The 11,435-nt window shown below is 62.3% G+C and carries 7 protein-coding genes; 1 reads left to right on the plus strand and 6 read right to left on the minus strand.

The window, feature by feature from the left end; genetic code table 11:
* Positions 1 to 318: 318 nt before the first annotated feature.
* From xdh to ACTQXO_RS03705, 5 genes are all read right to left on the minus strand, one after another.
* Complete coding sequence (xdh, locus tag ACTQXO_RS03685; protein WP_441033065.1) at positions 319 to 3,096, minus strand: selenium-dependent xanthine dehydrogenase; 2,778 nt, start codon at positions 3,094 to 3,096, stop codon at positions 319 to 321.
* Positions 3,097 to 3,108: 12 nt separating this feature from the next.
* Positions 3,109 to 3,588 (minus strand): 4Fe-4S binding protein, encoded by a 480-nt coding sequence (locus ACTQXO_RS03690; protein ID WP_035137469.1) that lies wholly within the window; start codon positions 3,586 to 3,588, stop codon positions 3,109 to 3,111.
* 11 nt (positions 3,589 to 3,599) lie between these two features.
* Positions 3,600 to 6,599, minus strand: coding sequence for a putative selenate reductase subunit YgfK (gene ygfK / locus ACTQXO_RS03695; protein ID WP_441033069.1), 3,000 nt, complete (start codon positions 6,597 to 6,599; stop codon positions 3,600 to 3,602).
* A 148-nt stretch (positions 6,600 to 6,747) separates the two neighbouring features.
* Positions 6,748 to 8,103, minus strand: a complete 1,356-nt coding sequence (ssnA, locus tag ACTQXO_RS03700) for a putative aminohydrolase SsnA (RefSeq protein WP_441033072.1) — start codon at positions 8,101 to 8,103, stop codon at positions 6,748 to 6,750.
* 196 nt (positions 8,104 to 8,299) lie between these two features.
* Positions 8,300 to 9,694: a uracil-xanthine permease family protein gene (locus ACTQXO_RS03705; RefSeq protein ID WP_441033075.1), complete on the minus strand. Its 1,395-nt coding sequence runs from the start codon at positions 9,692 to 9,694 to the stop codon at positions 8,300 to 8,302.
* Positions 9,695 to 10,045: 351 nt separating this feature from the next.
* Here ACTQXO_RS03705 and ACTQXO_RS03710 point away from each other — a divergent pair, with 351 nt between their 5' ends.
* On the plus strand, positions 10,046 to 10,702 hold the full coding sequence (locus ACTQXO_RS03710) for a helix-turn-helix transcriptional regulator (RefSeq protein ID WP_427727132.1): 657 nt from the start codon (positions 10,046 to 10,048) through the stop codon (positions 10,700 to 10,702).
* 244 nt (positions 10,703 to 10,946) lie between these two features.
* On the opposite strand, the gene ACTQXO_RS03715 is transcribed toward ACTQXO_RS03710, so the two are convergent.
* Positions 10,947 to 11,324, minus strand: a complete 378-nt coding sequence (locus ACTQXO_RS03715; protein WP_441033079.1) for a RidA family protein — start codon at positions 11,322 to 11,324, stop codon at positions 10,947 to 10,949.
* Positions 11,325 to 11,435: the final 111 nt, after the last annotated feature.

Consider the following 11,435-nt stretch of genomic DNA (forward strand, 5'->3'; position numbering starts at 1 on the left):
ACGGTGAGCCCGGCGCCGCGAAGCGCCCTGGCCCTCTCCACCATTCTCCTACTGTATGCCATGCGGACTCCGTTCCGGACCTCAACGGTCCAACTTTTTGTCCGCAGTCCCCGCGGATTCCGGGATGCGCTTTCCGCTAGAGGCTCTACCGGAAAGCACGCCCCATTCTGAGCGCCAATTCTGGGACGCAGCTTCCGCATGCGGAGGCGCTCCAAACAAAAGGCCCCGGCTCGCGATGGAGCCGGGGCCAATGGCGCAGCATACGCAGTTGGCGTTGAGCGCGAACAGCTCGTCAGCAATAACTGTCCGCGCCCTACCCTAGCCGCGGTGACGGGCGCGGCTGTAGGGCGTATCCACCATGGGCAGATCGGGACGCAGCTTGCCGTCAAATGCGCGATAGGCGTTCTGCACGGCGGGCGCCGTGGGGATCGTTGCGATCTCGCCGATGCCCTTGCCGCCATATGCCACGGGCAACAGCTCGTCCTTCTCCACGTAGATGGCGTGGATATCCGGAATCTCGGGCGCACGGAACAGCCCGAGCGTACCGTACCTTGCCTGGGGTACGCAGTCCTTGAGCGGCCAATCCTCGGTAAGCGCATAGCCCATACCCATGAGCACGCCGCCTTCGATCTGACCCTGAATGGAGATGGGGTTGACCACCTTGCCGGAATCGTGCGCGGCATAGACCTCGCTCACGCGGCCGTCATCATCCAGAATGACCACATGTGTGGCGAAGCCGTAGCAGATGTGGCTCTTGGGGTTGGGCACGTCGGCGCCCAGCTTGTCGGTCGGCTCCAGGTACACGTAGCTAAACTCGCATCCCTCGAGCGCCTTGATGGCGGCCGCGGGATCCTGAGGATGCATACCCTGGCCGGCGACGAGTTCCTGTGTGCGCAGCTGATAGGCACGGCCGTCGTCGTACTCGATCTTGACGCCGTCGCCATGTGCGCTCACCGGAGCGGCGGGTGCAGGCTTGCCGGCCTCGATGCCAAGCATAGCATCGCGCAGCAGGAAGGCGGCACCGCGCACGGCCTCGCCGGTCACGACCGTCTGACGCGAGCCGGACGTGGTGCCGGAGTCCGGGGCGTTCTCGGTGGAGCACTCGCCGTTGGCAATGCAGCGAAGCGGCAGGCCGCATGCCTCGGCAACGTCCTGCAAAAAGACGGTGTTGCAGCCCTGGCCGATGTCGGACGTGGCGGCATAAACGACGGCGCGGCCATCCTCGACGCGAATCTTGCAGCGGCCGGCATCGGGCAGGCCCACGCCCACGCCGGCATTCTTCATGGCACAGGCGATACCGGCGTGTCCGGGATGCGCATAGTAGGCATCTTTGACCTCGAGCAGCGTCTCCTTAAGCGCCGTGGAGCAATCGGCGATCTGGCCGTTGGGCAAAACCTCGCCCGGCTCGATGGCATTACGGTAACGAATCTCCCACGGATCCAAGCCGACCTTCTCGGCAAGCAGGTCGATCAAGCTCTCGAGCGCAAACTCGGACTGGCAAACGCCAAAGCCGCGGTATGCGCCGGCGGGCGGGTTGTTGGTGTAGTAGCCAAAGCCGCGAATGTCGGTGTTCTGGTACTTGTAGGGGCCGACGGCGTGCGTGCAGGCACGCTCGAGCACCGGACCGCACAGCGACGCGTAGGCGCCGGTATCAAAGTTGATCTCGCAATCCAGGCCGGTAAAGTTGCCCTCGGCATCGCAGCCCAGCGTAAAGGTGCCGTCCATGGCGTGGCGCTTGGGATGGAACGCAAGCGACTCGGCGCGCGTGAGCTTGCACTTCACAGGACGCTGGAACTTATAGGCAGCAAGCGCGGCCAGGTGCTGGACCGAAACGTCCTCCTTGCCGCCAAAGCCGCCGCCCACGAGCATGGTCTCGACGACCACGCGCTCGGGCTCGCTATCCCAGCCAAACATGTGGGCGCACTCTTTGCGCGTATCGTAGGCGCCCTGGTCGGTCGACTGCACCTTGACGCCGTTCTTGTACGGAAAGGCGACGGCGCACTCGGGCTCCAAGAAGGCATGCTCGGTAAAGGGCGTGGTAAAGCGCTGCGTCACGGTAAACGCGCTCTCTGCCAGCGCCTTGGCGGCGTCGCCGCGCGTCACATGGCGGCTCTGGCACACGTTGTCCTTGAGCTCCACCGTGTTGCCAAAGGCAAAGAAACTGTCATGCAGGCGCGGAGCGTCGGCAGCCTTGGCCTCGGCGATGTTGCGCACGGGCTCCAGCGGCTCGTAATCGATCTTTACGAGCTTCTTGGCCTTCTCGAGCGTCGCCTCGTCCTCGGCGACCACCAGCACAATGGCGTCACCCACGCAGCGGGTGATATCGCCCGCCGCGATCATGACGTCCCAGTCCTGGATAAGGTGGCCGACCTGATTGACCGGCACGTCCTCGGCGCGCAGGATGCCCACCACGCCGGGCAGGACCTCGGCCTTGGAGGTATCGATGGAGAGCACACGGGCGCGCGGGTACTTGGAGCGCACGGCGCTGGCGTAGGTCAGACCCGGCTGATCGAGCTCGTCGATGTCGTCGGGATACTTGCCCTCGCCGAGCACCTTCTTGCGCACGTCGATACGAAAGGCGCGCTTGCCCACGCCGTAGTCGTCGCCGCGCTCCAAATCCTCGTCGATCTGCTTTTCACCGCGGAGCACCGCAGCGGCCAGCGAGATGCCCTCGATAATCTTTTTGTAGCCAGTGCAACGGCAGACGTTGCCGCGAATGGCGTACTTGATCTGCTCCTCGGTGGGCTCGGGGTCCTCGGCGATGAGCGCTGCGCCCGCCATGACCATGCCGGGGATGCAAAAGCCGCACTGTACGGCGCCCACGGCGCCAAAGGCGTACACAAAGGCCTCGCGCACGTCCTGGGGCAGGCCCTCGACGGTCACAATGTTACGGCCGGCGGCAAGGGCGGTGGTCAGCACGCAAGCCTTCACAGCCGCGCCGTCCACATGGATGGTGCAGGTGCCGCAGGCGCCCTCGGAGCAGCCGTCCTTGGCGGAGTGAATGTGCAGGTCGTCGCGCAGATAACGCAGCAGCGGCTTGTTCTGAGTCGTCGTGCGCTCCACGCCGTTAACGGTAAAAGTGAATTCCTGTGCCATGGTGATTCCCTTCTACACGCCGGCGGCGATGCCGGTGCGGTCGTGAATGGCGCCATGCGGGCACACAACCGCGCACATGCCGCACGACAGGCAGTCCGCGCCGTCGATATGGGCGCAGTTGTCCTCGATGCGGATTGCGCCGGCAGGGCACTTTTTGGCACACATGCCGCAACCGATGCAGCTGGTGTCGCAGATCTTGCGCGCAATGGCACCCTTATCGGTATTGTTGCACCGCACCAGGATGTTCTGGTAGCCGGGAACGAAGGCAATCACGCGCTGCGGGCACGCCATGCCGCACAGGCCACAGCCCGTGCACTTGGAGCGGTCCACGCGGGCGACGCCGTCGACCAGTGCGATGGCACCGTGGGGGCAGGCCGTAACGCAGGCGCCACAGCCAATGCAGCCTTCGCTGCAGCGGGCGTCGCCGCCTGCGGAGGCGCAACCGCTTCCGCAGGCAACGTAGGCCACGTTATGTTGAATGGATTTGGCCATAAGAGACTCGCCTATTTCTTAAGAAGGTACGAATAGTTGTCGCGCACGGCCCTAATGGTCAGGCGGACGGCCTCGGGCAGACCGGTGTTGACGGCATCGACCGAGACGGTGCGGACCGTGCCGGCGACGCGGACCTTAAAGTGATCCTCATCCACGGCCAGGAAGCCCTCGTTCTCGGAGTTCTCCATGTCCTCCTCGCTCCAGAACAGGGTGAGCTTGTCCTTGTAGGGACGACCCTCCTGGTAGGGGCAGAACACGGCGCAGTTGCCGCACTCGTTGCACATGCCGTCGACATGGACGACCTGATGCTTGGCCAGACCCGGCACCTTAATGGCAACGTTGGCGCGGTTGGGACACACGTCGCAGCAGACCTCGCACACCGAGCCGCAGCCCAGGCAGCGGGTCTTGGTGCAGTTGCGCTTGTCGCGGCACAGCGACCCCTTGCGCTCGTAGCAGGTATCCTCGCGGCCTGCCTGCTCGTTGCAGCCGGCGTACTTGTTAAAGTCCACGCCGGCGATGGCGCGGGCGACTTCGGCGGCGTCGGCGATGGCCTCGACCACGGTGGCAGGACCGCGACGGCAGTCGCCCGCAGCCCAGACGCCCTCGACGCCGGTGGAGGTGGCGGCAAGGCGGCCGCGACGGTCGTGCTCGACGCCCGCGGCATCGTACAGGCTGGCATCGATGCCCTCGCCCACGGCGCAAATCACCGTGGTGGCAGGAAGCTCGACGGTCTCACCCGTGGCGACGGGGCTACGACGGCCGCTTGCATCCGGCTCGCCAAGCTCCATAACATCGCAGGTCAGTACGGTGCCGTTGAGCGCCTTGGGAGCCAGCAGCTCGCAGAACTCAACGCCGTCGGCAAGAGCAAGATCGAGCTCTTCCTCGTCGGCGGGCATCTGCTTCTTGGTGCGGCGATACACCAGGCGCACGTTCTTCACACCAGCCAGGCGCTTGGCCACACGCGCCGCGTCCATGGCGGTGTTGCCGGCGCCAATGACCACGACGTCCTCGCCCAGCTCGAGTTTATCGCCCTTCTTGGCGGCCTCGAGGAACTCCAGCACGTCGAGCTCGGCATCCTCGCCCAAGCCCACAGAGCCGGGCATCCAGGCACCGGTGGCCACGACCACGTCGGTAAAGCCCTGGGCCTTGAGCTCGTCGATGGACTCCACGCGAGCGTTGAGCTGCACCTTGGCGCCAAAGGCCAGGCAGAGCTCGGCGTCGTGCGAGATATCGTCGCTCGCAATGCGGAACTCGGGAATCACGTGACGGACCACGCCGCCGAGAGAATCACGGGCCTCAAAGATGGTGACGGGCACGCCGGCACGCGTCAGGAAGAACGCCGTCGCCAGGCCGGCCGGGCCGCCACCGATAACGGCAACGTTGCGCTCGCCGTCGTTGGCGATAGCCTGGGCGCGCAGCTTGGGCAGCACGGCGGTCATGGCCTCGCGGGCGGCCTTGAGCTTGCTGGCGCGAATCTGGGCGCCCTCGGGCTCGTAGAACGCACGCTCGCAGGCGCGGCCGCAGGGATGCGGGCAGATGGTGCCGGTAATGAACGGCAGGGCGTTGCGCTCGATGATGATGTTGAGCGCGTCCTCGTAGCGGCCCTCATCCACTGCCGCCAGATAGGCGGGAATATCCTGCTGGATGGGGCAGCTCGTGCGGCACGGCGTGGTAAAGCAGTCGGAAAGCGGGCTCTTGCCGGCGACCTTGCGGTCAGGCAGCGGGCGCAGCGGCTTCTTGTAGAGCGGGTTGGTGAGCGAGTCGGTCTGGATCGCGGTCACGGCCTCGAGCGAGACGCCCGCGAACGGCTTGCCGTCCAGATCGGTAAACTCGCCAGCCATCTGGCTAAAGCGCTCGTAGCCACCGGGCTTGAGCACGTCGGTCGCCAGGGTGACGGGCCAAATACCGGCATCGTACAGGGCGCGGATGTTGTAGACCGTGGCACCGCCGGAGTAGCTGATACGCAACTTGCCATCGAACTGCTCGGTAATGCGACGGGCGGCCTCGATGGTCAGCGAGAACAGCGAACGGCCCGACATGTACATCTCGGTGGAGGGCAGCTCGTTCCTCGTCACGTCGACGGGGAAGGTATTGGTGAGCTTGACGCCAAACTCAAGACCGCGCTCGGCGCACAGGGCAATCAGGCGCTCAAACATGGGCACGGCGTCGGCCCACTGCAGGTCCTCGCGGAAGTGCGTATCGTCGAAAACGATGTAGTCAAAGCCCAGCTCGTTCAGACGCTGGCGGGCAAACTCATAGCCCAGCAGCGTGGGGTTGCACTTGATGTAGGTGTTGAGGCCCTTCTCGGTGATCAGATAGGTCGCGATGCGCTCGATCTCGGCGGGCGGGCAGCCATGCAGGGTGGACTCGGTGATGGAGTTTGAGACGCGCGCCGGGATGGACTCGACAAATGCGGCGTCGACATGCTCAAACTTGTCCAGGTTAGCGAGCGCCCACGTGCGACACTCGTTCCAAACCTCGGAGCCGCTGGCGTCCTTCATGCCCTCAATGTACGCATCGACCTTGGGGCTCTTGATGCCCTCCAAGTCATAACCCACGGACATGTTGAAGACGAAGCCGTCCGGGCTGCCCAGACCGTACTCGCGAGCGATCAGGTGGCAGGCAAACCATGCCTTCACGTACTCGGCAAATGCCTGCGGAACCTCGAGCTCGGTCGACCACTCGCAGTTGTAGCACTCGTCCTGTGCCACGATGCAGGGCTTGTTCACACACTTGGAGAGCTCCTCGCCGTCCATAACCTGAACGGTCTTGAGCTCAAAGAAGCGCGCACCGGCCACGTAGGATGCCACGATGTTCTGGGCAAGCTGCGTGTTGGGGCCGGCGGCCGGGCCAAACGGAGTCTCGATGCGCTCGTCAAAAATGGGAAGTGCGCTCTCCTGGTTGGTCGTGACCATCTTGCGCACGCCAAAGATGGCGTCCTGGGTCTTGTGCTCCTCGATGATCCAGTTCATCAGCTGCGAAAACGGGATCGGCCTCATGATGTCGCTCATAGTGAGCTCCTCTCTGTAACGCCCGGCGAGACCGCGCGACGGGCGCAAATACGGTGTAGCGCTAGCACAGCGCCGGCGACCCCGCGGAGGCCGCCTATGCGCGCGTCGGATGCGGCGAAACATCCGGCGCGCGTGAATCTACTTGTAATTAGTACACGCGATCGTTGAGCGTGCTCCAGAGCTTCTTGGACTCGGCCATGGTCCACGCGTTGATCTTGTCCTCATCAATGCCAACGAACTCGCGATCCTTGTACAGGACACGGCCGTTGATGATGGTGGTGCGGCAGTTTTTGCCCATCATGCCAAAGAGCATGTGGCCGTCGATGTTCTCCTCGCTCAGCGGCGTAAAAGGCTTGTAGTCCATAACGATGACATCGGCAGCGGCGCCGGCCTCGAGCACGCCGAGCTTGCGATCGAAGTACTTGCTCGCCATCTTGGCGTTGTTCTCGAACAGCATCGTCATGGCCTCGCACCAGCCCACGTTGGGCATGGCGGCGTTGTGGCGCTGAATGATCAGGAAGACCTTAAGGCTCTCGAGCATATCGTGGGTGTAGGCGTCGGTACCCATGCACACGGGGATGCCGCGGCGGAAGAACTCGAGCACGGGGGCACAGCCCACGGCGTTGCCCATATTGGATTCGGGGTTGTTGACCAGCCAGGTGCCGGACTCCTTGACGATATCCATCTCGGCAGGCGTCACGTGGATGCAGTGGCCCAGCATGGTGTCGGGACCAAGCAGGTTGTGCTGCAGCAGGCGCTCGACGGGACTGATGCCGCCGCGGTTGAGGCGGGAATCCCACACGTCGTTCATGCCCTCACACACGTGGATGTGGAAGCCGGTCAGGCCGTTGTTGGCCTCGGCCATCTTGTCCATGGTCTCGTCCGACAGTGTAAAGGTGGCATGGCCGCCAAACATGGCGGCGATCATGTGGTTGTCGTTATCGCGACGCTCCTTGGCGGCCCACTGGGCAAATTCGGCGTTCTCGGCAATGGCCTGGTCGCATTTTTCCTGGCCGCGGCGATCGGAGACCTCGTAGCACAGGCACGAACGCATGCCCAGCTCCTGAGCTGCATCCTTAATGGTAAAGAGGCTGCCCGGGATCTCGCAGAAGCTCGCATGGTGATCGAAGATCGTGGTGACGCCATCGCGGATGGAGTCAAGAATCGTGGCATAGGCGCTGGCCTTGGTGCCGTCGAGCGTCAGGTTGTCGTCGATCTTCCACCACTGCTGCTCAAGATTCTCCAGGAAGTTGGTGGGGTTGCAGCCCTTAATGGCAAGGCCGCGGGCCAGACCCGAGTAGATGTGGGTGTGGCAGTTGATAAGTCCGGGCATGATGAGGTTGCCCTGGGCGTCGACGTACTCGGCATCCGGGTACTTGGCCTTGAGCTCGCGCTCGGGGCCCACTTCGACGATCGTATCTCCGTCAATAGCGACCGCACCGTTGGGAATGAACGGAGTCTGAGCGTTGCGGGTAAAGACGGAACCGTTAGCGACCAGAAGCATAAATGCTCCCTTCAACATCAGAGGCGGGGTTTGACACCTCTGACATGGCGGAAGTGCGAAGCGCCGGCCTACACCGGAAACGGGCCCTCTCCCGTCAACGCTTCACCAAAGGGACAAGCCCTTTGAAGTGCGGCTTGGCGCCGCATGACATCGGCGGACGAGGCGATACGTCCGCCGACGAATAGCACCAAATGGGTTACTTCTTGCTCTCGGGCAAGACCAGATCCACAGCGGCATCCTTGGCGGCATCGATGTGCTGAGCCACGACCGGCGTCTGCGGAAGAATCAGGTTAAGGACAATGGCCATGATGGCGGTGGGGGTTACGGCATTGGAGCCGATGACGGTGGACACCCAGGTGGGCATACCCTCGCCGGCAAGGCAACCGCTGGCCATCCAGATACCCAGGCCAAAGACGACGGAGGTACCGACGATGGTGGTAGTGCGCTGCGTAAGGCCCTCGCGGGTGAACATGCGCACGCCGTTCATGGTGATGGTGCCAAAGACGCCGACGGTCGCGCCGCCGATGACGGGCTGCGGGATGGCGGAAAGGACGGCAGAAAGCTGCGGGAACAGGCCGGCGATGGCAAAGACGGACGCGATGATCACAAAGACCCACTTGTTGACGACCTTGTTGGAGCAGATGATGCCCACGTTCTGGCCAAGGGCGCTGGTGGGAAGACCGCCCAGCAGGCCGCCGACCATAGAGGTGAGGCCCTGGGACACGATAGCGCCGGAGAGCTCGCGCTCGGTGGGCATGCGGTCGATGGAGCCCAGGCAGGCGGCGGAGACATCGCCGATAACCTGGATGGCAACCATGGGGAACACGACGGCGAGGGTAATGCAGACCTCGGGATCAAACTCGAGCGCGTAGGGCATGAGCTTGGGAAGGGCGAAGACCTGAGCGGTGGCGACGCTGGAGAAGTCGATCATGCCAAAGGGGATGGAGACGAGCATGCCAACGATCATGCCAAAGAACACGGATCCCAGCTTGAACGTGCCCTTGCCAAAGTTGGCGAGCGCGAAGACCACGGCGAAGGTGATAAGAGCGACGCACCAGGCCTGCGGGGTGCCCCACAGCGGCGTGCCCATACCGCCGGCCATATACTTGACGGCCGTGGGATACAGGGAGACGCCGATGGAGAAGATGACCGTACCGGTCACGACGGGCGGGAACAGCCACTTAATCTTGCTGTAGGCCAGACCAAAGAGGACCGCGACGGCACCGCCGACAATCTCGCCGCCCAGCAGCGCACCAAAGCTAAAGCCCGAGGCGCCCATAGCCTGCAGGGCCGGCAGGAACGCGAACGAGACGCCCATGACGATGGGCAGGCCGCCGCCGATGCGGCGGAAGGGAGCGAAGGCCTGAAGGGCCGTATCGATTGCCGAAAGAATGAGCGCAACCTGAATGATGTCGGTGCTCTGCTGGCTGTTAAAGCCGTAGACGCCGGCCATGATGACCGCCGGGGTGATGATGCCGGCAAACGATGCCAGCACGTGCTGAAGGGCACACGGAATCATTTCCTTAACGGGCGGCATGCCTTCGCGAGTGAACAGGGCTTCAGTGCCGTTCGTAACCGTCTCCTGGGCCATTTGACCACCAATCCTCGAAGTCGTTGTTTTCGCATCTAGCGCTCTATTGTGACGCAGTGCGGGGTTGAGGTTGTGCCTTCGGTGAATATCGTATTAAAGAATTTTCTCATTCTCAATAATAATTTTTTGTTATCAGACTATTTTTTAGCTTAGACAACGCATTTCCGCAGGTCAGGAAAGTGTCTGTTCAAAATAGCATCTAACTTTTCTTTTGGTCGACCGCTTACCGCCAAAATCCTACCGTTCGTCTGTATTACGCAATGTACCTGCGAATATACGAGTCAATAGACACCGTGTTACCATGAGAAAAAATTGTTATGAAACTTCCGATTTCATCCAAAGGAGTTGCCCGTGAACGAGACTGTACGTCGCTTTTTGCCGATGGTCGATTTCCTGGAGCAGATACTCGGCAAAAACAGCGAAATCGTGCTGCACGATTTCTCGGATCCCGACCACGCCATCGTCGATATCCGCAACGGCATCGTGAGCGGCCGCAAGGTCGGCGGTCCCGCCACCGATCTGGCACTCAAGATCATGCACGATCCCAAGTATCGCGACCTGCCGTTTATTACGGGCTACGAGGGGCGCGGTGCCGGTGGCAAGACGTTGGAATCCGCAACGTACTTTATTCGCGAGGATAACGAGATCGTCGGCATGCTCTGCGTCAACACCGATCTTTCCACGGTACGCTCCATCAACGCCATGGCTCAGCAGCTCATGGCCTGCTTCGACGCTGTGCCAAGGCAGGCGGAGCCCGCGTCTATCGAGGTCGAAATTCTTTCGGAGTCTACACAGGAGCTCATCGACCACAGCATTTCCGAATTGCTCGAAAGCCGCGGCCAGGATGTCGCCTCGCTTGGGCAGGCCGATCGCGTGGACGTTATTCGCCACCTTAACGGCAACGGCGTATTTATGCTCAAGGGCGCTGTTGCCTGCGCTGCCACCGCACTGGGCATCTCGGAGCCCAGCGTCTACCGCTACCTGCAAAAAGTTCGCAAGGAGGGCTAACGAGCAAAATGGAGCGCGGGCAGTCTTTTTGGGACGGGGCTCTTTTAGCTACCCTCCCTCTGCCCACGATTTCGATGAGCCGCAAGTAAAATCAATCCTGCATATAGGGGTAGCTAAAATGGCCCCGTCCCAAAAAGACTGCCCTTGGTGGCTCCGCAAGCAATCCGTCACGTGACAAAAGACCCTGCAGCTCACACGCGCTGCAGGGTCTTTTTGCATGTCATGTTTAGTTGTTGCCAACGCCTTAGAGAGCGGCGACGACCTCGATCTCGACCAGACCGCCAGCCGGAAGAGCGGCAACCTGGAAAGCGCTGCGCGCGGGGAACGGGGCCTCAAACTTGGAGGCATAAATCTCGTTCACGGCGGCAAAGTCGGCGATGTCAGCCAGGTAGACCGTGGTCTTGACGACATCGGCAAACGTAGCGCCGGCAGCGGTCAGCAGGGCCTCGACGTTAGCGAGGGACTGCTTGGTCTGGGCCTCGATGCCCTCGGGCAGCTTGCCGGTTGCGGGATCGATGCCCAGCTGGCCGGACAGGAACACCATGTTGCCGGTCTGGATACCGGGGGAATACGGACCGATGGCTGCGGGCGCGTTATCGGAAGACACGACGGTCTTGCTCATGTTTTTCTCCTTACGATCAAATAGAGAGCGTGAGCGCGGCGTTCGCACCGGGAGGCACAGTTCGGTCTGAACACCGCGCTTGATTGGGATAGTAGGGGATGATTTCGCCCA

It is taken from the genome of Collinsella sp. LCP19S3_D5, assembly GCF_052121415.1.
In the GTDB taxonomy this organism is placed as follows: Bacteria; Actinomycetota; Coriobacteriia; order Coriobacteriales; family Coriobacteriaceae; genus Collinsella.